The organism is Bifidobacterium erythrocebi, from assembly GCF_012932675.1.
Lineage (GTDB): Bacteria > Actinomycetota > Actinomycetes > Actinomycetales > Bifidobacteriaceae > Bifidobacterium > Bifidobacterium erythrocebi.
In genome coordinates this window covers 42,381-63,051 of record NZ_JAAIIF010000013.1, presented here as the reverse complement: position 1 = coordinate 63,051, position 20,671 = coordinate 42,381, and the positions used below count along the sequence as shown (strand labels likewise).

The following is a 20,671-nucleotide window of genomic DNA, read 5'->3' as shown; positions in this document are numbered from 1 at the left end:
GGGTTGCTTTGCCCGGCGTTTCGCCGCTACTGCGCCGCTTCCGCCTCGTCGAGCCCGGAAAAGCCGCCGATTTGCACCGTGTTCAGGATTGTCTCCTCGGTGAGGTTGCGGTGATTCCCATCAAGCCGCTTCACAAAATCCCGATACAGCCCCAGCGTGCGTTCCGAATAGGTGCCGAGCTCGCCGCGCAGATACGTTTCGAACGACGTGGCGTCGGCGGTGTCCTCGGCCGTGGTGAGCACGCGCATGGCGCGCCCGAGCTTCGGGTAGCGCTCGCGGAATTCGCTCGCCCAACGCACCTGCGTGGCGATGATCCGCTCTTGCACGGCCACGCGGTCGGCGCTAAGCGCCGGGATATACGGTTCGATGTTCTCCGCGTATTCCCCGGGGTGCGTGGAGAACATCATGCGCCCGTATTTTTCGGTGACGAGATTGCGGCCGGCGGCGTCGGCACGTTCAAGATCGTCCCGGTAGCTTGCCAGCAGATCGTCCGGCCATGTCATGAACTGGCTGAGACGCATCTGATGGAACACCGGCCAATTGCCTTGGCAGGCGGCACGGCCTCCCGCGTTGTTCGTATGCTGAAATTCGTTCCATTCCAGGCGCACGATGGATTCCATCAGTTCTTCACCACGGTCGGCGTCATGCCGTGGATTTCGTGCGGTGCGCTCGGGGTTTTCGGTGCTGTTTGCCGTCGCCGGTCGCATATCGTCGCTCGTTTCCATCATCGACCTTACAGACTGTGCAGGCAGGGAGCGGCGGAAACGATATGCTCCTCGACATACGGGCGCTGCCATTCCAGAAACGTCTCGCGCGAAGTCGTCAAATCCTCCCGCCGCAGTTCGTCCACGATATCGGAACAGACGCGTTCGACGATCGCATTGATGCGACTCGCAGCCGGTGCCGTCTCATCGGCTTTGACGGGCATGCCGGCTCCTACTGGTGTATCGGCCATCGCGACGCCGAAGCATGCCGTCGAGGCAAGCCGCGATATTTCCTCCAACTTCGGACACATATCGGCAAGACATGTCGCCATACGGCCGCTCAACCGTCGCAGCGCGGCGAAACGCCACTTGTAGTACGGCATATAACCCACCGATACGGGGTTGTTGATAAGAAACACCAGTGAGACCACGGCCTGCGTGAACTCCTGGATACAGGCCATGGCGGCAAGGCCGTCACCCCGCTTCAGCATGCGCGGCAGATTGTATTGCCCAGCCTGTGCGATCATCCCCAAACGGCGGGAAATCAGCGAAAGCCGCACATCCTCCGGCATGAAGGTGAAACCCTGCCTGGTTTTGGAGAACATGCCGAGCGCGTCGGCGAACACCCGACCATTGGTCGCCGTGGCCAGTGTGGATTCGCTCAACGACAGCCATTCGTGCGGCGCGTCCTGTGCAGGCGCCTCGCGATAGCCGGTGAGTGCCTCGAAGAAATCCCCGATGCGGAACACGCCATCCCTGCGCATCGTGCCCTGTGCGCGCGGGGTAGTGGGGGAGCCATACGAGTTCGCGGAACCCGACGAACGCCATTCGCGTGCGATACGCTCGTAATCCTCCTGTAAGGCTTCGCCGATAGCGGCATAGTCCTCGTCCGTGAGCCACAGGCAGAACCGCGCCGAAAAATCATGATCCTGCGAATACGCGTCATCAAAGCCGAAACATTCCGAGCCATAGCCGACCAAACCGGCCGCTATGCGCCCCGCATATTCGGGGTATCGGGTCTGCAGCATAGGCTTACCCGCCTGCTCCCAGAACTCGCGGGCCAATTCCATGCCATTGTGCGGCGAGCCGGTGGTGTCGGAGGTTTGACTGGCGTTTTGGACATGGCCCTCTGATGCACTGCCAGGCGCAGCGACCGACTGACCGGCGCTCGCTGCCGATTCCAAGGCCTCATGCAGATTGGCTTCGGTGGTGCGCCAGTAATCCGTGTCTCGCCCGTACCGAAGTTCGATGACGGACAGCGCCTCACGGTAGTACCCGGCCGCTTCGCCGAACCGTTGCTGCGCGAATCGGACCTGCGCCATGCCGGCCAGTGCAGCGGCATAATGCGCCGAATCGACGCCATACGCGCGTGCCGTTGCATGGATGGACAACGCCTGCGCCGCGTACCGGTCGGCGTCGGCGGTATTGCCGTCGGCGAGCAGCAGCAACGCCAGGTTCGTGTACGAGCTTGCCAGATCGATATCCGCGGCATGATCGCCGTCCGTGCCGCGAAGGATGCCTATTGCCTTGCGTAGTTCGTTTTCGGCCTTATCCCGTCTGTCGGTCTCGCTGTACAGCATGGACAGGTTGTTGTGCAGCGCGGCAAGACGCCGGTCGCTCGGGGAGAGCGTCTTTTCGGCGCAATGCAGGGCCTGCGTGTAGAGATCTTCGGCCTGCTCGTAGTGTTTCGCCGCACGCATCGCGGTGGCGCAGTTGATCAGCGTCGTGACCCAGGTCTCGCTGCCTTCCAGCCCCATGCGCAGCGCCAATTCGATTGCACGCTGCACGATCCACTGGTTCTTGTCGTGCCAGCCTTGGGAACGGTAGAACCCCATCGTCTCGTTGAGCACGGTAAGCAATCCGGCCTCATCGCCGGCGTTTTCCGCGTCGCTCATGGCCTGCTCCAGATAAGGCCACGCCTCGCTGGACGCGGCATGACGGCTGAATATCGAATCCAGACCTTGCAGGAACCGATCGGTGTCGAAGACGGGAGCGCTATCGGCGTCCTGCCGATCCGACCCTTCGTCTTCGGAACCATTGTCCTGCTGATCGAACTGCTGATCGAACTGTGCGGTGAACTGCGCCAGCAGCGCCTCCTCATCGGCCATGAAACCTCCCTTGATCATTGCCGTGTGCCCATGCCAAGCATCTGCCTCCAGTGTATGAGCCGGTATGGCATGGTGGGGCGGTGAGGGGCGTGAAACGACGAAGCCCGATCCGTTCGACGGCGGATCGGGCTTCAAAGTCACAACTGCGCAACGGCGCAACAGCGCAGTCGGTGTGCGTTTTCTGCGGTCAGACGTGCACTTCGCGCATGCGGTTGATGGCGTCGGTATGTGTCTCGTATCGACGGCTGTAGATGATGAGCAGCAGCACGGCAAGCAGGCTGATCGGCGCGCCGGCGATGCCGGTGAAATGGTAGTTCATCGAGGTCGCGGTCAGGGCCGCGCCGCCGACGATTGAACCGACCGCGTTGCCGAAGTTGAACGCCACCTGCACGCCGGCTCCGGCGATCAGCTCGCCGCCGCCCTCGCCGGCCTGCACCATAAGCAGCTGCTGCGGGGAGGAGTTGAAGAACAGCGCGAAACCGATGACGAACGTCAGAATGGCCGTGGTCACGTGATTACCGGGCAGGAAGAACACCAGCAGCAGGCCGCACAAGGCGATGAAATGCGAGAGCGCCGCAGTGGCACCGGCCTTCCACAGGTCGGTCAAACGGCCGCCGACGATACCGCCGACCACCATGCCGAGCCCCGCAAGCACCATCATCATCGGCACCATCGCGGAAGACCATCCGCCGGTCTTCTGCAGCCACGGCGAAACGTAGCTCCACCAGCAGAAAATGCCGGAATTGCCGAAAAACACCGCCAGCAGAATGAGCCATGGGCCGGGGTGCGTGAGGAAGCGGAACTGTCCCTTGATGCCGGCGTCCTTGATCGGAGCGACGAACGGCACCCATGCGATGACGAGCGCCATCGTCATCAGTGCCCACGCGGCGAGAATGGCGAAGGCCATGCGCCAGGAAAGGAATTCCGAAAGCATGGTTCCGGCCGGCACGCCGAGCATATTCGCCACGGTCTGCCCGGTCACCATCATCGACACGGATTGTGCCTCCTTGCCCTTGTCGGCAAGCGTTTTGGCGATTAGCGTGGCGGTGCCGAAGAACGCGCCGTGCGGCAATCCGGAAATGAAACGGGCCGCGATGAGCATGGGGGAGTTGACGGCGATGGCGCTCAGGGTGTTGCCCGCAAGCGCGATGGCCATGAACAGGATGATGAGGTTCTTCGGCGGCACCTTGCGTCCGAATACCAGCATCAGCGTGCCGAAGCACACGCCGATCGCGTAGGCGGAGATGTAGTGACCGGCGGCCGGAATGCTCACGTGCATGGTTGCGGCGGCCTGGGGCAGGATGCCCATCATCACGAATTCGGCGGCACCGAGGATGAATGCGCCGGAGGCAAGTGCGAGAATGCTTTTCTTCATATGATCCTTTGGGGGTTTGTGCTGTGTGGGAGCGTTCCGAGCATAGATGCCCTGTGTTGCGTGCATGGCACGGTTGTTCCGAATCCGCCGAAGGCGGGTGCTGAATGAACGCTGGAGGGGCAGCGATTCCGGGCAAAAGAAAAGGCGGAACATTTCTGTTCCGCCTTAGTTGTCGGGCTGGCGGGATTTGAACCCGCGGCCTCTTCGTCCCGAACGAAGCGCGCTACCAAGCTGCGCTACAGCCCGTTTGGCAACGTCCGTCAGTCTACAGCAAGGTCCCATGCGGACGCAAATCCGAGTGTCGTTCAGCGTGTCGCGTTGGAATATGGCCGTTTTGCCGATGTGGATATTCGGGGACGTTGGCTGATGCTGGGCGTCGGAGAAGATGATGTCGGATGTTGCCGGATGCCGCCGTGTGCCGAAGCGATTGGCTGGGTGTCTTGAAGGCACCGTCAAATCGCCCGTGTTGCGTACACTTGGCAATCATGTCTGAAGTTGTTGAAAACACTGAGAACGAAGAGGGCGAGAACACCCCTCATATGACCACTGTCGAACGCGCCGAGATGCTGCTTGCGCAGGATGGCGCGATTCGAGACAAGATCAACGACGGTGCCACCTTGGACGAGGCCGTGGACCCGTCCAACAAGGAATTCGGCCCGCTGGCCCACCCGGAGCAGGTGCAGATGCGCGTGGCCAAGCGCGCCATGATGCTCAAGGAAGGCATCCAGCCGTACCCGGTGACTCTCGACGTCACCGCCACCATCGAAGAGGTCCGTGCCAAGTACGACGGCAAGCTCGAAGCGGGCGACGAGACCGAGGACGTGGTCGGCATTGCTGGCCGCGTGCTCTTCCTGCGTAACGCGGGCGGCCTGTGCTTCGTGCAGCTCGCCGCCGGCGACGGCACCAAGATCCAGGGCATGATCTCCAAGAAGGAGATCGGCGCCGACTCCCTGAAGCAGTTCAAGCAGCTGGTCGACCTGGGCGACCACCTGTTCATCAAGGGCCGCGTGATCGCCTCCAAGACCGGCGAACTGTCCGTGTTCGCCACCGAATGGGCCATCGCCGCCAAGGCGCTGCAGCCGCTGCCGGCCCTGCACAAGGAACTGAACGAAGACACCCGCACCCGCAAGCCGTACATCGGCATGATCGCGGACGAGAAGATCCGCAACATGGTACGCAACCGTTCCAAGGCTGTCGCCTCGCTGCGCAAGACCTTCGCCGACCACGACTTCCTCGAGGTCGAAACCCCGATGCTGCAGACCGTGCACGGCGGTGCCGCGGCACGTCCGTTCACCACGCACATGAACGCCTTCGACCTGGACCTCTACCTGCGCATCGCGCCGGAACTGTTCTTGAAGCGCTGCCTCGTCGGCGGCATCGACCGCGTGTTCGAAATCAACCGCGACTTCCGCAACGAAGGCGTCGACGCCACCCACGCCCCGGAATTCACCATGGTCGAGGCCTACCAGGCCTACGGCAACTACGACACCATCGGCGCGCTCGTCAAGCAGCTCGTGCAGGACACCGCCATGGACGTGTTCGGCAGCCACAAGGTGACCCTGCTGGACGGCACCGAATACGACTTCGGCGGCGAATGGAAGACCATCAGCATGTACGACTCCCTCTCCGAAGCGCTGGGCGAGGAGATCGTGCCGAACGGTGGCCCGGACAACCCCGGTACCTCCGTGGAGCACCTGGGCGAGATCGCCGACAAGCTCGGCGTGGAGCGCGATGACGTGGAGAACCACGGCAAGCTCGTCGAGCATCTGTGGGAGCACTTCTACGAGGACAAGCTGTACGAGCCGACCTTCGTGCGCGACTTCCCGGTCGAAACCTCCCCGCTGGTCAAGGGCCACCGCTCCAAGGCCGGCGTGGTCGAGAAGTGGGATCTGTACGTGCGCGGCTTCGAGCTGGCCACCGGCTACTCCGAGCTCAACGACCCGGTCGTGCAGCGCGAACGCTTCGTGGCTCAGGCCAAGGATGCGCTCGCCGGCGACGAAGAGGCCTGCGATATCGATGAGGACTTCCTGGAGGCCCTCGGCGTGGGCATGCCTCCGGCAGGCGGCATGGGCATGGGCATCGACCGACTGCTCATCGCCCTGACCGGCGCCACCATCCGCGAGACCATCACCTTCCCTCTTGTTAAGCCGCTGAACTGAGGCGGAGCCTCAGTTCATATTCGGCTTCACGCGAGGTGCGGCATCCCGCTTGGCAGGATGCCGCCCGAGGAGAAGAACAGTCCTGTGGGCTGTTCGCCGACGAAGGTATCCGTTTCCGCCGGTGCCATCCTCTAAAATCTGTAGCCGCTGAACTGAGGCAAGAAGATCTAAGGGCGTTTCCCGATTGGGAAGCGCCCTTTTCTGTGCCCCAATCCTCTTTTGAAGCCGCATACCCAAACGGGTGACAGCTTCATTGCATCGAACTTCCACCTGCTCTTTGATATGGAAACGGATATGGTTCCGTATTGAAAAGAGGCATGATATGTCGAACCAGGAGAAGGCGGCAGCCACGAAGCGGGATTCCGATTCCGCTGGAGTGCGTGGTTTTCTGCACGAAGTGTTCCTCGACAAGGACGACATCGAGCATGAGCGCAGATTCGATTGCAGGTCACTACCGTTGATCGCCGTCGCATTGGCGGCTGGATGGTTGTATTCGCGCGATGGCAACGCTGCGTATGCGTGCGTCAGCGCGGTGTTCGCGATTGCGTACGCCGTGTATTTCATCGTCAACCGTGGTGCGTATATCGTGCATGTCATCCGTGGGGAGCGCGTGATTCCGGATAGTGCCGGTGCGGGCGCAAAACAGCCATGGAATCCGGCTTGGCTGAGATTGATGACGTCGTTTATCGACAATGACATTGCGTATGCACTCATCGGCGGCTACGGTATTCCGCTGGCCGGCACGGCGGTCATGGTCGTCTACGGCATCTACGGCTGGCATTGGCTGGCGGTTCTCGGTATTGCACTATGTATCGTCTATGCGGCATATTGGCTGTGTTATGCATTCGTCGCCATGCATCGCAGACTGGTCGACGCATTACGTGACCGCAACAGTCGTCTGGAACAGGCGCAGTATCGCATGTCGATGATGGAGCGTGACACCATGCTCGCCAGCAAAACCCACGATACGGTGACCGGCGGGCTGTCGTACATCGCGTTCGTCGCCCAGCAGCATGCGGATGATCCGCAAATCTCCGATACTGAGCGTGCGGCCTGGCAGCGGATCGATGAAACCGCACAACACACGATGGACAATGTCCATGCCGTCATCGACATCCTCGGACATGCCGACGAGGCCGAATCCTTGCGCGCCGATGCTGGGAATCGGAATCGTCTTGCGGTGCAAAACGGCTCGTTCTCCGATACGGTCCGAGCCCATTGCAAAGAAGGCGACAATCGCCTGCATTCGTTGGGATTCGCCGGCGAAAGCCATGTTGCGGAAACAGGGAAACTGTTTGGGATTGGACGCGAACGAACCGACGAATGTGTGCGGCTGCTTGATGAGTTGTACTCCAATATCGCCGGTCATGCCGATCCCAGCCAGCCGTACGCGATATTCGTGAATATCGAGAGCGACCATCTGAACAGCCATCTGCATGTGACGGAAACCAATTCCATCCCCGAATCGGACGAGGGACGTGCATGTCGGAAGCCCGTCTCGGGCAAGGGACTTGCCTTCCATCGTGATGCGATCGAAAGGAGCGGTGGAACGTTGCGTACCTCTCAGGAAGATGACACATGGACGTTGTCTGCCGATATTCCGCTGGAAGGTCGATGATGGAGTATATGAGCGAGCATCCGACGATGCGAATCGGCATTGTGGACAACGACGAGCTGACTTTGGCGGCGTTGTCCGCGTATCTGGAGCATCGGTTCGGCTCGGGAAGTGTCGTCTGGCGATGCGTGCTCGGCAGCAAGGCGGTGCGGCTGTGCCGTGATGAACAGACTCGGCCCGATGTGCTTGTGCTGGATATGTCGCTGTCCGACATGGATGGCGTTGCCGTATGCAGATCGATTCGTAGCGAGAGCGAGAATCTGCCCGTTCTGGCGATCACATCGTTTCCGCTGCATCGGTTCGCGGCGCAGATCGCCGATGCGGGAGGTCAGGGGATCGTGGCGAAACGCAATCTGCGGAACATCGGCATGGCGGTGGAGCAAGTGGCCGCCGGGCTGACGTATATGCCATCTGAATTGTCGGACAGTATGCCGGGGCTGCGGTTCGAAACGGCTGATAAGGCATATGCCAGGCTGTCTCGTGCCGCGGAACGGAAACCCGTTGCACTGTCGGAACGTGAAGAGGCGATCATGCGCGGATACGCGGGTGGCTTGACCACGCAACAGGTGGGTGAACGGCTTGGTCTCTCCGAGAACACGGTCAAAACCCACACCAAGCGTGCCATGGCGAAGCTCAATGCCAGGACGCGCAGCCAGGCAATCGCCATATGGCTCACCGAAAAGTGGGGCCACCCGGAAACCTGAACCGCACGTAGAATGGCGTTCATGCAGTTATCGACTTGGATTCGCGGCGCTCGCCTGAAGACGTTGCCATTGGCGATCGCTCCGGTGATTATCGGCGCCGCGCTGTCATGGCAAGGCGCATTCGTGTATTCGCAGGGCGGCGATCTGCTGCACGAGCCGTGTCCGTTCTTCGGCGGGCAGCATGACCTGGGGGAGTGGAAGCTTGGTTCGTTGGTCGGCGTCTGCCAACGTTCGGTGGGCTGGTTTGCTGTGGTGACGGTACTGTGCGGCTGCGTGGCATTGTTCCTGCAGATCGCCGTGAATTATGCGAACGACTATTCCGACGGTGTGCGTGGCACCGACGAGGGGCGTGCCATCGATTCGGAGAGCCGGCCTGCGGAACGAAATTCAAGACCGGTTTCGGAACCGGATTCGTCTCAAGCGTCGCAGCCCCCGCATGGTCCGGTCCGGCTCGTCGCATCCGGCGTGAGCCCTAGGAAGGTGCTGGCTGCGGCAGGAGTCAACGCGCTGATTGCCTGCCTGTGCGGTCTGGCCGTCATCGCACTGACCGGCTACTGGTGGTTCATTCTGGTCGGCATCGCCTGCCTCGTGGCCGGCTGGTGCTATGTCGGCGGCAAGCATCCCTACGGTTACCACTATCTGGGTGAGATATTCGTCTTCATCTTCTTCGGTCTGGTTGCCACCTGCGGCACGATGTTCGCTCTGACCGGCACGATTTCCTTGGCAGGCGTGTGCGGCGGCGTGAACGTCGGTCTCATCGCCGTCGCGGTCCTGTGCGTCAACAACCTGCGTGACATCGAATCCGACCGTGACCACGGCAAACATACATGGATGACCGCTTTGGGTCGTCGCAACGGTACCGTCTTCACAATCGCGCTGCTGGCCGCTGCCGTGCTGCTGGCCGTCGCGTATGCCAGACTGCAATCGGCATACACGGTTCCGGCAATCATCATGCTGGCGATCACCTGCGCGATATGCGCTGCTGCAGCCGTCGCAATCGCAGGAAAACACTACGGCAAAGCACTGCCGCTCTGCACATTCTCATCGCTGGCGCTCGCCGCCGCATTCGCCGCAACGGCGGCATTCGTTTGAGGCCGACTGCAAACGGTCATGCAGCGGAATGAAAATTGTTTCATGACCGTAACCGAATAATCGTCATCACCGGTTGTGTTGGCCGCACAAGGCGGTAGACTGGCAACTATGACTTACAAACTAGTACTGCTCCGTCATGGACAGAGCGCATGGAATAAAACCAATCAGTTCACCGGCTGGGTCGATGTCCCGCTGACCGAACAGGGCGTCGAGGAAGCCAAGAACGGCGGCCGCCTGCTCAAGGAGAAGAACGTCCTTCCGGATATCGTCTTCACTTCGATGCTGCGCCGCGCCATCAACACCGCCAACTACGCGCTGGACGAGGCTGATCGCCTGTGGATCCCCGTCAAGCGCAGCTGGCGTCTCAACGAGCGTCACTACGGCGCTCTGCAGGGCAAGAACAAGACCGCCATCCGCGAAGAGTACGGTGACGAGAAGTTCATGCTGTGGCGTCGTTCCTACGCCACCCCGCCGCCGGACATCAATCCGGACGACGAGTACGCGCAGAACCATGATCCGCGCTACACCGGCGATCCGGTTCCGGAAGCCGAGTGCCTGGCCGACGTGGTCAAGCGCGTCGAGCCGTACTTCAAGTCCGACATCGAGCCGGAGCTGAAGGCTGGCAAGACCGTTCTGATCGCCGCTCACGGCAACAGCCTGCGCGCCATCGTGAAGATGCTTGACAACCTCTCCGAAGAGGAGATCGCCAAGGTCAACATCCCGACCGCAATGCCGCTGCTGTACGAGCTGGATGAGAACTTCAAGCCGATCAAGCCGCGTGGCGAGTACCTGGATCCGGAAGCCGCCGCTGCCGGTGCCGCCGCCGTTGCCGCTCAGGGCCAGAAGTGATTCATTCCGCTTGTAGCGAATGATGCTTAAGCAAAGCGGGAATCCGTAAGGGTTCCCGCTTTTGCATGCCGGGACGCATGAGGGTGTGCGTCCCGGCGCGGAAAACCGGACCCGAGGAGGAGATGCATGGCTTCGACCACCAAGCGCGCGTTGGAATCGTCGTTGAAAAAGCTGCTGCTCGAAAAGCCGCTGAATAAGATCACTGTCACCGATATCTGCGAGGATTGCGGCATCAGCCGCATGACTTTCTACTATCATTTCCAGGACATCTACGACCTGGTGGAATGGTCATGCCAGGAGGACGCCGGCAAGGCGCTGGCCGGCAATCGCACCGTCGACACTTGGCAGAAGGGTCTGCTGAGCATTTTCAACGTGGTGCGCGAGAACAAGCCGTTCGTCATGAACGTGTACCACTGCGTCAGCCGTGAGCGCGTGGAACGCTACCTGTACGACATCACGTACGATCTGCTGCTTTCCGTGGTCGATGAGAAGGCCGAGGGACTGCAGGTACGCGACGAGGACAAGCAGTTCGTGGCAGGGTTCTTCCGGTATGCGTTTGTCGGCGTGATGCTGGAATGGGTCGCTGGTGACATGAAGGGCGATCCGGAGAAGATCGTCGGCAAGATCGACACCATGATCCAAGGCGATTTCCGTGCCGCTTTGGAACGGTTCGCGATCTGAACATCTAGGCCAGATTAAGTCGTGTTCGGATTGGCGTCGGTGCGGCTGAAACGAAAACAGGGGTATACACATATGTGTATACCCCTGTTGCTTCGCTATCTGCCTTAGTGATGGCTGATTTCGTGTTCGGGAAAACCCTAAGTGACTTATTTGTGGCACCGAATACGGCGTTCCCCAAGTATCGTTGTTGGAATTCCAGCGACGATACTTGGGGATTTCGCCTGCGCATGCCACAAATAAGCCACTTGGCACATATTCGCCGTTTACATGCCGCCGAAGCGTCGGAGCGTCACTTCACGCCGGTTTCCTTGAGCAGCTTCGGAATGTCGGTGTCCTGGATCTTCTTGCCGACTTTCTTGAGCACCAGCTTCTCCAGGAAGTTCAGGTGCATGTCGCTCAGCGGCTTGCCGTCGCGCAGCTTCACCACGGCGTTGAGCAGGTTGCGCACGTCGTAGACCGAGCCCCACACCTCCGGCACGCCGCGATCCACGTCGCACAGCGTGTACACGGCCTCCATGCCGGTACGCATCGAGTATTCGGTGGTGAAGATCGTGTCGCGCGGGGTTTCCGCGAACTGGCCGAGGAACGCGAAGTTCACCGCGCCGTCCGGCACCACATCGGGCCGGTCGCCGGCGGACCGCGGCATGAAGAACGCGTCGATGTACGGCATCATCACTGGCACGGTGTTGGCGTGGTTGCTGGCCAGATCCTCGATCTTGTCGGTCGGCACGCCCATGTGGTAGAGCCATTCGGCGCAGATCTCCTCGCCGGTGCATTCACGCATCGGCTTCTTCACATAGTTGCCCGGCTCGTCGGGGAACAGGCCGTACACCCATACGCACAGCTGATCCTTCGGCTGGTCGCGGAACTGCTGCTGGCGGTTGAGCGTCCAGCTCATCAGCCAGTTGGAGTCCTTCACCGTCACGATGCCGCCGGTCACCACGTGCCCGGTGAACGGGTCGCGCTTGCAGATCTTCTGGATGTATGGCGGGATCTCCATATCAAGCGTGGTGACGGTGGCACTCATCCACTTCGAATGCTCGGGGTCGGAGCAGAACACGTCCGGGTGCCCGAAGCTCGGGTCCTGCTTGGCGATGCGCCGCCACATATCCCAGCCTCCGCCGGGCTTGAGCTCGGGGTTCCATGCGGCCGCGGTGGTCTGCGATCCCATGGAGGAGTTCTCCACGCATCCGCCGTTGGTAATGAACACCAGATCGTTTTCGGTCAGATCGATGCCGATGGTTTCGCCGTCGGAGCCGGTGATGTCGATTCGTGTGGCCTGCTTGCGGGTCTTCGAACTGAAGGGGTTGCGTGCGAATACGCCGGATTCGGCCTGCGCGAGCAGGATCTCGTCCTGTCCGACGCTCGTGTTCGCGCGGACAGGCCCGTCTCCGCCGCCGATGGCGAACTCCACATTCTCCACCTTCGTGTTGTAATGGAACTGCACGCCGTGGCTTTCCAGGTAGGTGATCATCGGCAGGATCATCGACTCGTATTGGTTGTAGCGGGTGAAGCGCAGCGCGCTGAAGTCGGGCAGGCCACCGATGTGGTGGATGTAGCGCTTGATGTACAGCTTCATCTCCAACGCGCTGTGCCAGTTCTCGAAGGCGAACATGGTGCGCCAGTACATCCAGAAGTTGGAGTCGAACACCTTGTCATCGAAGAAGTCGGAGATCTTCTTGCCGTACAGCTCCTCGTCGGGTGTGAAGAACAGCTTCATGATCTCCTGCGATGCCTCGTCCGACAGGGCGAACTTGCCGTCGGTCCCGGCGTCCTTGCCTTGGTCGACGGTGGCTCGGCACAGCGAGTAGTTCGGGTCCTCCTTGTTGAGCCAGTAGTATTCGTCCAATACGGACACGCCTTCGGTCTCGATGGAGGGGATGGAACGGAACATGTCCCACATCACCTCGAAATGGTTGTCCATTTCGCGCCCGCCGCGCATCACATAGCCCAGTCCGGGGATGTTCGCGCCATCGCATGCGCCGCCCGGAACCGGGTCCTTTTCGAACACATGGATGTGATTGCCCGGCATCTGGGCGTCGCGCACCAGATAGCAGGCCGCGGTCAGTGCGGCCAAACCGGTGCCGATGATGTAGGCGTTCTTATGGTCGATGCCCGCTGGCTTCTTCGGACGGGCGAATGCTTCGTAATTGCCGCTGGAATAGTACATGGCTTCCTCCTTTGGAAACGCTTGGCACTGCTGCCATTATGGCTTGGATGGTGCGCGCGTCGCCATGAACAGATGGGGCAATCTGTTCAGTTTTCATGCAAACGGGGCGGATTGTCAGAACGCTGCGTGGCGGAAGTGACGGAAGTTGGCGGAAGCGACGAAGGGAAAAGAAAAACGGCAGGGCCCGGATCGCGTGTGGTGATCCGGGCCCTGCCGCCGTGTCAAAGGGGAGAGCGGAAGTGTATTCGGCGTGGCCTTATTCGGTCATGCCTTCCTTGTCCGGGCCGGGGGTCTTGGACGGGTCGAAGCCGGAGACGATGAACACCACCTGGCGTGCAGCGGAAACGGCGTGATCGCCAAGGCGCTCGAAGAAACGGCCCAGCAGTACAAGATCGATGATCTGCTGCCTGGTCATTTCCACATCCTCGTTGAGTGCCAGGTCGAAGGTCTGCTTGTGCAGCGCGTCGAGCTTGTCGTCGTCCAGGATGATGCGTTCCGCGGTCTTGGCGTCGCGGTCGGCCAGCATGGCCACCACGTTGTCGCTGGTCTCGTCAAGGAACTCCTGCATCTTGGTGAACGCGTCCTTCGCCTCGTCGGGCAGCGGGGAGGCAGGGTATGCGCGGCGGGAGGCTTCCGCCACATGCTTGGCGAGGTCGCCCATGCGTTCGAAGGTGATGGCCAGACGCATGGTGGAGACCACGACACGCAGGTCGGTGGCCACCGGGTTCTGCTTGGCCAGCAGCTTCACGCACTGATCGACCACGCTTTCCTGCAGGGCGTCGAGTTCGGTGTCGCCGTCGATGACGGCCTGCGCGGCTTCGACGTTCGTTTCCAGCAGGGCCTTACCGGCGCCGCGAATGGCTTTGCGTACATTCTGTGCCATGTGGTCAAGGTCGTCGGCGACGGCCTTCATCTCTTCGTTGAAAATAACGCGCATTGTGTTTGTTCGGCCTTTCGTATGTGCTGTGTGCAACCTTGCTCCAGTTTATGCGTTGCACTGCCACCGTGCGAGTGACGACACGTAATGGCAACCGGAAATTGAGGTGCGTTCAACTCGGTGTTCATGTACTGTTCATGTTCGTCACGGTGCGGCATGGGTTTGTCGTCGGTTCGTGTGTTGCGCGTCCTGCGCGCGGCTTATGTGGAACAATGGGCGTATGTCTGATTCTCCTGTCCCCTCGCTGATCGTGTTCGCGGTGTTCGCCATTGTGGGGTTTTGCATTGTCGTACTGCTGGGCACCATGGTGCTCGGTTGGGTCGAGCCGCTGATCGAGCGTTGGTTGGGCGGGGTGTCCTTCACGGAATGGCTGGATGAGCGGTTGCATAAGGTCAGGCGCAAACGCGCGGCGAACGACGACGATGCGGGGCTTGACCAGTCGACGTTCGGCCTGCTGTCGATTCTGCAGAGCGCGTCGCTGGTCGTGGGCGATGACGATGAGGTGATCAACGCGAATCCCGAGGCGTACCGGTTGGGCATCATGCGCGACGATCATATCGTGAACGACAAGGTGCTGGATGCGGTGCACGATGTCCGCGAGCATGGCGGCAGACGTCTGTTCGACATCCAGACCACTACGGTCGCGCGTTTCGAGTCGAGCGCCGATCCGGCGGAGCGCGGGGAGGAAACCGGGGCGTACGGCGTGCAGCGCCCGAACTGGCTGAACGTCACCGTGGGGCGCGTGGATCCCAGCCATGTGGTCGTGCTGCTGGATGATGTGAGCGAGAACGTGCGTTTCAATCAGATCCGCGATTCGTTCATCGTCAACGTGTCCGAGCAGCTGCTCAAGCCGACCGAGGCGCTGAACCGGCTCGCCGATGAGCTTGAGCGCAACGATCTTGACAGTGGGCGCGTGCATACGGCCGCGCATGAGGTGCGCGTCGCCGGCAGTCACCTGAACCATATGGTCGCCGATCTGCTGTTGCTGATCAAGGCGCAGGAGCCGATCGTGCCCAGTGCGGCCAACCGCATCAACGTGATGGAGCAGATTGACGGTGTGGTCGCGTCCATGAAGGACGCCATCCGCGAGGCCTGCCTGCACGTGCAGGTCGAGGGGGATCGTTCGCTGGCAATCAATGGTGATGTCTCGCAGATCAGGACGGCGTTGTCCAAGCTGCTGGAGAATGCGATCCAGTATTCACCGAAGGGCGGTTATATCGGCATTTCCGCCAAGCCTGGCGAAATGGGCGATGATGTGCAGATACGTGTGCTCGACCAGGGCATGGGCATCGCGAAGAGCGAACAGTCGCGTATTTTCGAACGGTTCTATCGCGGTGCCGATCAGGGGGATCGCAAGGTGGACGGCGTGGGTCTTGGCTTGGCGATCGTCAAGCATGTGGCGCTTACCCATCATGGTGCCGTGTCGGTGTGGTCAGTGCCGGGTCAGGGGAGCACGTTCACGCTGACGCTGCCGCTCGCCCGCTGAGCGCTGCCGACCCGTATGCCGCAGGTGCGTCGCGGACTCGCGTGAATGGAGCCGGATATGGTTGTGCCCCGCAGCGAACACTGCGGGGCACAACCATATCCGGCGTTGTTGCTATTGACCCAGACGCCGGTAATCCCAGCGATCGAAGTGTTCCCAGACGAGCAGTATCAGACCGGTGGCCACGCCGCAGATGCACACGATGCAGATCTTCGTCATCTTGAATCCCATCATGTTCAGCACGATGCTGACGATCAGTGCGATGGCCCACAATCCGGTGCCCAGCGAGAACACGATGCGCAGATCCACGCGCACCGGCTTGGGTGCCGGCTTGCGCTGGGCCGGGTCGATGATTGGAGCAAACTTCATAGGCTGTAGCTTACATCCGCTCTGCCACATAATCGATGCAGCGGGTGAGCGCCAGTACATCGGAAGGCTCGACCGAGGGGAACACGCCGATGCGCAGCTGGTTGCGGCCGAGCTTGCGGTATCCGGCGGTGTCCACGATGCCGTTGTCGCGCAGAATGGCGATCATCTGCTTGGCGTTGATCGACTCGTCCAGGTCCACGGTGACTACGGCGTGCGAGCGTGCGCCCTCGTCGGCGACGAAGGGCTTGGCGTATTCGCTGGCTTCGGCCCATGCATACAGCGTGGATGCGGATTTGCTGCAACGCGCTGTGGCCCAGGCCATGCCGCCGTTGTCGTTCAGCCAGCGCACCTGGTTCTCCATCATGATGAGCGTCGCCACCGAAGGTGTGTTCAGCGTCTGGTCCTTGCGGGAGTTCTCCAGCGCGCTGGTCAGCGAGAGGAACGACGGCACCCAGCGGCTTGCGCCGGGCAGGTTCACGTTGGCTTCCACGCGGGCCGCGCGTTCCACGGCGGCGGGGGAGAGGATGGCGACCCACAGGCCGCCGTCCGAGCCGAATGCCTTCTGGGGGGAGAAGTAGTAGGCGTCGGTCTGGCTGATGTCGACGGGCAGCGCGCCTGCGGCGGAGGTGGCGTCGATGAGCGTCAGGGCGCCCTGCTCCTTGCTTCCCTCGATGCGGTGAATCGGCGCGGCCACGCCGGTGGAGGTCTCGTTGTGCGCCCAGCAGTAGGCGTCGACGTATTCGGTGAGTTCCGGCAGACGGTACGTGCCGGGCTCGCCCTCGTAGATCACCGGATTCTCAAGGAACGGTGCGGCTGCAGCGGACTTGGCGAACTTGGCGCTGAACGAGCCGTAGGTGCCGAAGGCCGCCTGGCGTGTGATCAGGGATGCGCAGGCGACTTCCCAGAAGCAGCTTGCGCCGCCGTTGCCGAGTGCGACCTCGTAGCCGTCCGGCAGGTTGAAGAAGGACGCCAGCCCTTCGCGGATGGATCCCACGAGCTGACGCACCGGCGTCTGGCGGTGGGAGGTGCCCAGCAGCGTGGTCGCACCGTCATCGAGCGCGGCGATTTGCTCAGGGCGTATTTTGCTCGGGCCGGATCCGAAACGTCCGTCCTCGGGCAGCATGTCGGTAGGAATCTTCACTGTATTGGCCATAAGCCACTACCCTAGCCATCAGTGCGGATGGGGATGGCGATTCGCCCATGTGCAACGATGCACGTTGTGCATGGTGCGAAATCCGCCGAGCCTCCGGTGTGTCGACCGATGGTCATGGCGGCTTGTACAGTTGGGTGGGAAAGTGGGGACGTGTCTCATGAGGCATGCCCCGAACGATAAGGAGTGATTTGTTATGAGGCATGCTGCGCCAAAAGCGGCCAGGACTTCAAACACCCCGTTCGCCATGATGCGCGCCGCCCGTCCGACCAGGCTGAGCCATGCCGCGCACAGGATCGAAGGCAACGGTGCGGTGCTGGGCCTTGAGCCGGCGGTCGCCGCGAAGCTCAACGAAATCGCGCCTCAGACCAGACGTGCCATGCGTGAGGCCGCTCGTGCGGCCGAACGTCGCAACATTCTTCTCGGCTCCGCGTCGCTCGCCGCTCTGGTGGGCACCGCAGCCACCACCATCAGCCTGACGGGTCCGGAAAGGGTCATGCCTGTGGCGAGTGAGGCCGAATTCACCACCACGCAGGTGCAGAACGTCAAGGCCGCCGCCTCCCGTTCCGATACCCGTGAGGCGTTGGTCTCCAACGAGACCCAGCAGTCCACCAACGAGGGCACTTGGTCCCTGGGCGAAGGCAACGCCAATCTCGACGTGAAGCAGATGTCCCGTTCCCTGGCGAATAACGAGAACGTCGCCAAGCTGATGGACGTGGACGGCGACGCGCTGCCGGCGGGCTTCAACCCGAACCACGACACCGGCGATACCGGCAATGCATACGAATACAGCCAGTGCACCTGGTGGGTGTACGTCCGTCGCCACCAGCTGGGGCTGCCGGCCGGTTCCTATATGGGCAACGGCTGCCAGTGGGCTTCCTCCGCCCGTGCCCTGGGCTATTGGGTGGATAACACGCCTCGTCATGTGGGCGACATCATGGTGTTCCGTGCCGGTCAGGAGGGCTCGGATAGCACGTACGGTCATGTCGCGATCGTAGAGAAGATTAATGCGGATGGTTCCGTCACCACGTCCGAGTGCGGTTCCGTCATGCAGGGCAAGACCTACTCGAAGACGTATCACAACGTCTCCGATTTCGAATACATCCATTACTGACGGTGCCGCCGCGCTGTGTTCCCGTGATGTGAAATGCAGCGGCGTGCAACGTTTTCAGAGGGTGCGTACCTGTGCGGCGTGTTGCGCCATATCAGGCGAACCGTCATGGTGTTGTCCATTTGCACAGGAAACCCTCGCTGGTATTGTAGGTAAACGATGAAGACAGTACAACAAACAGTGTCAATGTTCGTCGCCGCCGTAGCTGTCTGCGCCACATTCGTCGCAGCCGCTCCTGCGGCCGTCGCAGCCGATCAGCCGAGTGTGGTTGCTTCCGAGCGTTCCTTCCCCAAGACCTCCACGGCCCGTAAGGATGTGCTCAAGGAATCCGTATCCACCGACGTCAAGGGCAATTGGGGCGGCATCGAGTCCCTCAATGTGCCGAAGACCAAGTCCCAGGCCGAGAAGGACGCCGAGGCCAAGGCCGAGCAGGAGCGTCAGGAGGCTGCAGCCCGCGCCCAGCAGCAGGCTGCCGCGGCTTCGCGTTCCGCAACCCGTTCCTCGCTGGAATCCTCCAGCTCCGCCGCCATCACCGTGAATCCGCCGGACAGCAAGACCGCCGCCGCGTTGGTTTCCTACGCCGAACAGTTCGTCGGCAAGGTGCCGTACGTGTGGGGTGGCTCCGACACCAGTGGCTGGGATTGCTCCGGTTTCGTCATGTACGTGTTCGCCCAGTTCGGCATCTCCCTGCCGCACAGCTCTGGCGCCCAGGCCGGCTATGGCACCGCGGTGCCGTCGCTTGCCAGCGCACAGCCTGGCGACATCATCGCCAACAGCGCGCATGCCGGCATCTACGTCGGCAACGGCATGGTGGTCAACGCCTTGAACCCGTCCCAGGGTACGCAGATCACCCCGGTCGCATGGGCCTACACCGGCAGCTATTCGATTCGCAGGCTGCTGTAAGCCGCAAAATCGCACAACACGTTGAGGCACGTTCCTGATGGAGCGTGCCTTTTTTTCTACAAAAAACCTGTCTTTGTCGAGTTGAAACATGCCGAGAAGATGGCGGAACACACGGCGTTTCCTTGCTTTTCCAACGATATGTGAAAAACCGAGTTATTCTTGACTGTAGTGACGGCCCATCGTGGGGTCGCCAGCAATCTCAAGGAGGTCGCCATGATCAACGACAAGGCTGTTCTTGTTGGTGTGGATGGATCGAACGCCAGCTACAAGGCCACGTGGTGGGCAGCGAATTACGCCAAGCACGCGGGGCTTACTCTGCAGATCGTCTGCGCCTATTCGCTTCCGAGCTATGCGGCGGTGAGCTTCGATGCCACCTACACCGCTATGGGTGATGACAATGCGGCGCATGCCGACGCACAGGAGATTCTGTCCAAGGCCAAGGCAATCGCCGACGAGCAGGGTGTCGAAGCCACCACGCTCATCGTCACCGGCGACCCGGCCTCCGTGTTCGTGGAGCTGTCCCGCAACTACAACCTCATCGTCATCGGCAACCGTGGCAAGGGCGGCCTTGCGGAGCGTCTGCTCGGCACCACGTCCTCCAGCCTTCCGGCATACGCGTACTGCCCGATCATCGTGGTGCCCTACACCGACGATGACGGCAACCTCATGCACCTGAACAACACCATCACCAAGGTGGCGGTCGGTGCCGACGAATCCAAGTGGGGCGTCAAGGCCCTGCAGATCGCAGGCGATTTCGCCGCATCCTGGAACGCCGAACTTGAAGTGATTTCCGCAGTGCCGGAGGTCAAGGGCGTAAGCGCCGACGACAGCGTCTACGATTCCTACATGGACGATCTGAAGACCCGTGTGGCCCCGCTGCAGGAGAAGTACCCCGACCTGTCCATCAACTGCCGCATCGTGCCGGGTTCCGCCGTGCATACGCTGACTGAGGCCAGCTACAGCCATGATGTCGTGGTCGTCGGTTCCCGTGGCCGTGGCGGATTCACCGGTCTGCTGCTCGGCTCGATCAGCCAGGGCCTGCTACAGCATGCGGTCAGCCCGGTGTACGTGGTGCCGCGCAAGTACGTCGAGGCCGCGGAAAGCCGTCTGGACACGGTTCCGGGCTCTCCGGCGGATGTCAAGCCGAAGCCGCTGGGTGACATCTCCGGTGTCGAGGAGGCTCCGGTGTCCACCGCGTCGAGCGAGGTCGTCTCCGAAATCGAGAAGACCATCGATCCCAAGCGCTGATCCGAACACGCGC

Annotated in this window: 17 protein-coding genes and 1 tRNA gene; 10 read left to right on the top strand and 8 right to left on the bottom strand. The window is 61.3% G+C overall.

Annotated elements, in window-relative coordinates:
* Positions 1–26: 26 nt before the first annotated feature.
* From G1C98_RS07370 to G1C98_RS07355, 4 genes are all read right to left on the bottom strand, one after another.
* A complete protein-coding gene (locus G1C98_RS07370; protein ID WP_240944965.1) occupies positions 27–620 on the bottom strand; it encodes a DUF4125 family protein in 594 nt (197 codons plus the stop codon).
* A gap of 113 nt (positions 621–733) precedes the next feature.
* Positions 734–2,812 (bottom strand): DUF4037 domain-containing protein, encoded by a 2,079-nt coding sequence (locus G1C98_RS07365; protein ID WP_169080595.1) that lies wholly within the window; start codon positions 2,810–2,812, stop codon positions 734–736.
* Positions 2,813–2,999: 187 nt separating this feature from the next.
* Entirely contained in the window at positions 3,000–4,187 is a 1,188-nt protein-coding gene (locus tag G1C98_RS07360) for an MFS transporter (RefSeq protein ID WP_169080594.1), read from the bottom strand.
* Positions 4,188–4,359: 172 nt separating this feature from the next.
* A tRNA-Pro gene (locus G1C98_RS07355) sits at positions 4,360–4,433 on the bottom strand.
* Between the two features lie 239 nt (positions 4,434–4,672).
* On the opposite strand from G1C98_RS07355, the gene lysS reads away from it, so the two are divergent.
* The 6 genes from lysS (at position 4,673) to G1C98_RS07325 (ending at position 11,287) form a co-directional block, all read left to right on the top strand.
* On the top strand, positions 4,673–6,346 hold the full coding sequence (gene lysS / locus G1C98_RS07350; protein ID WP_169080593.1) for a lysine--tRNA ligase: 1,674 nt from the start codon (positions 4,673–4,675) through the stop codon (positions 6,344–6,346).
* Between the two features lie 322 nt (positions 6,347–6,668).
* The gene (locus G1C98_RS07345) at positions 6,669–7,964 is read left to right on the top strand and encodes a hypothetical protein (protein ID WP_169080592.1); all 1,296 of its coding nucleotides are present in this window, start codon (positions 6,669–6,671) and stop codon (positions 7,962–7,964) included.
* A gap of 8 nt (positions 7,965–7,972) precedes the next feature.
* Positions 7,973–8,665: a response regulator transcription factor gene (locus tag G1C98_RS07340; protein ID WP_169080591.1), complete on the top strand. Its 693-nt coding sequence runs from the start codon at positions 7,973–7,975 to the stop codon at positions 8,663–8,665.
* 12 nt (positions 8,666–8,677) lie between these two features.
* Entirely contained in the window at positions 8,678–9,757 is a 1,080-nt protein-coding gene (menA, locus tag G1C98_RS07335; RefSeq protein ID WP_169080590.1) for a 1,4-dihydroxy-2-naphthoate octaprenyltransferase, read from the top strand.
* A 108-nt stretch (positions 9,758–9,865) separates the two neighbouring features.
* A complete protein-coding gene (locus G1C98_RS07330) occupies positions 9,866–10,606 on the top strand; it encodes a phosphoglyceromutase (protein WP_026646464.1) in 741 nt (246 codons plus the stop codon).
* Between the two features lie 126 nt (positions 10,607–10,732).
* Positions 10,733–11,287 carry a TetR-like C-terminal domain-containing protein gene (locus tag G1C98_RS07325; RefSeq protein ID WP_169080589.1) on the top strand — a complete coding sequence of 185 codons (555 nt, stop codon included), beginning with the start codon at positions 10,733–10,735 and terminating at the stop codon, positions 11,285–11,287.
* Between the two features lie 289 nt (positions 11,288–11,576).
* On the opposite strand, the gene G1C98_RS07320 is transcribed toward G1C98_RS07325, so the two are convergent.
* Complete coding sequence (locus tag G1C98_RS07320; protein ID WP_169080588.1) at positions 11,577–13,457, bottom strand: oleate hydratase; 1,881 nt, start codon at positions 13,455–13,457, stop codon at positions 11,577–11,579.
* A gap of 256 nt (positions 13,458–13,713) precedes the next feature.
* Positions 13,714–14,394 carry a phosphate signaling complex protein PhoU gene (phoU, locus tag G1C98_RS07315; RefSeq protein WP_169080587.1) on the bottom strand — a complete coding sequence of 227 codons (681 nt, stop codon included), beginning with the start codon at positions 14,392–14,394 and terminating at the stop codon, positions 13,714–13,716.
* A 220-nt stretch (positions 14,395–14,614) separates the two neighbouring features.
* Here phoU and G1C98_RS07310 point away from each other — a divergent pair, with 220 nt between their 5' ends.
* Complete coding sequence (locus G1C98_RS07310; protein WP_169080586.1) at positions 14,615–15,880, top strand: sensor histidine kinase; 1,266 nt, start codon at positions 14,615–14,617, stop codon at positions 15,878–15,880.
* Positions 15,881–15,991: 111 nt separating this feature from the next.
* Here G1C98_RS07310 and G1C98_RS07305 read toward each other — a convergent pair whose 3' ends face one another.
* Positions 15,992–16,246: a DUF2530 domain-containing protein gene (locus G1C98_RS07305; protein WP_169080585.1), complete on the bottom strand. Its 255-nt coding sequence runs from the start codon at positions 16,244–16,246 to the stop codon at positions 15,992–15,994.
* A gap of 10 nt (positions 16,247–16,256) precedes the next feature.
* Positions 16,257–17,399 (bottom strand): phosphoserine transaminase, encoded by a 1,143-nt coding sequence (gene serC / locus G1C98_RS07300; RefSeq protein WP_169080584.1) that lies wholly within the window; start codon positions 17,397–17,399, stop codon positions 16,257–16,259.
* Positions 17,400–17,592: 193 nt separating this feature from the next.
* On the opposite strand from serC, the gene G1C98_RS07295 reads away from it, so the two are divergent.
* The 3 genes from G1C98_RS07295 (at position 17,593) to G1C98_RS07285 (ending at position 20,658) form a co-directional block, all read left to right on the top strand.
* Positions 17,593–18,510: a CHAP domain-containing protein gene (locus tag G1C98_RS07295; protein ID WP_169080583.1), complete on the top strand. Its 918-nt coding sequence runs from the start codon at positions 17,593–17,595 to the stop codon at positions 18,508–18,510.
* Positions 18,511–18,693: 183 nt separating this feature from the next.
* Entirely contained in the window at positions 18,694–19,410 is a 717-nt protein-coding gene (locus G1C98_RS07290) for a C40 family peptidase (protein WP_169080582.1), read from the top strand.
* 213 nt (positions 19,411–19,623) lie between these two features.
* Positions 19,624–20,658, top strand: coding sequence for a universal stress protein (locus G1C98_RS07285; protein ID WP_169080657.1), 1,035 nt, complete (start codon positions 19,624–19,626; stop codon positions 20,656–20,658).
* Positions 20,659–20,671: the final 13 nt, after the last annotated feature.

Bases quoted from the DNA above. Each gene is read 5' to 3' on its own strand.
- G1C98_RS07370 (WP_240944965.1), bottom strand. From the start codon at position 620: ATGGAATCCATCGTGCGCCTGGAATGGAACGAATTTCAGCATACGAAC.
- G1C98_RS07365 (WP_169080595.1), bottom strand. From the start codon at position 2,812: ATGGCCGATGAGGAGGCGCTGCTGGCGCAGTTCACCGCACAGTTCGAT.
- G1C98_RS07360 (WP_169080594.1), bottom strand. From the start codon at position 4,187: ATGAAGAAAAGCATTCTCGCACTTGCCTCCGGCGCATTCATCCTCGGT.
- lysS (WP_169080593.1), top strand. From the start codon at position 4,673: ATGTCTGAAGTTGTTGAAAACACTGAGAACGAAGAGGGCGAGAACACC.
- G1C98_RS07345 (WP_169080592.1), top strand. From the start codon at position 6,669: ATGTCGAACCAGGAGAAGGCGGCAGCCACGAAGCGGGATTCCGATTCC.
- G1C98_RS07340 (WP_169080591.1), top strand. From the start codon at position 7,973: ATGAGCGAGCATCCGACGATGCGAATCGGCATTGTGGACAACGACGAG.
- menA (WP_169080590.1), top strand. From the start codon at position 8,678: ATGGCGTTCATGCAGTTATCGACTTGGATTCGCGGCGCTCGCCTGAAG.
- G1C98_RS07330 (WP_026646464.1), top strand. From the start codon at position 9,866: ATGACTTACAAACTAGTACTGCTCCGTCATGGACAGAGCGCATGGAAT.
- G1C98_RS07325 (WP_169080589.1), top strand. From the start codon at position 10,733: ATGGCTTCGACCACCAAGCGCGCGTTGGAATCGTCGTTGAAAAAGCTG.
- G1C98_RS07320 (WP_169080588.1), bottom strand. From the start codon at position 13,457: ATGTACTATTCCAGCGGCAATTACGAAGCATTCGCCCGTCCGAAGAAG.
- phoU (WP_169080587.1), bottom strand. From the start codon at position 14,394: ATGCGCGTTATTTTCAACGAAGAGATGAAGGCCGTCGCCGACGACCTT.
- G1C98_RS07310 (WP_169080586.1), top strand. From the start codon at position 14,615: ATGTCTGATTCTCCTGTCCCCTCGCTGATCGTGTTCGCGGTGTTCGCC.
- G1C98_RS07305 (WP_169080585.1), bottom strand. From the start codon at position 16,246: ATGAAGTTTGCTCCAATCATCGACCCGGCCCAGCGCAAGCCGGCACCC.
- serC (WP_169080584.1), bottom strand. From the start codon at position 17,399: ATGGCCAATACAGTGAAGATTCCTACCGACATGCTGCCCGAGGACGGA.
- G1C98_RS07295 (WP_169080583.1), top strand. From the start codon at position 17,593: ATGAGGCATGCTGCGCCAAAAGCGGCCAGGACTTCAAACACCCCGTTC.
- G1C98_RS07290 (WP_169080582.1), top strand. From the start codon at position 18,694: ATGTTCGTCGCCGCCGTAGCTGTCTGCGCCACATTCGTCGCAGCCGCT.
- G1C98_RS07285 (WP_169080657.1), top strand. From the start codon at position 19,624: ATGATCAACGACAAGGCTGTTCTTGTTGGTGTGGATGGATCGAACGCC.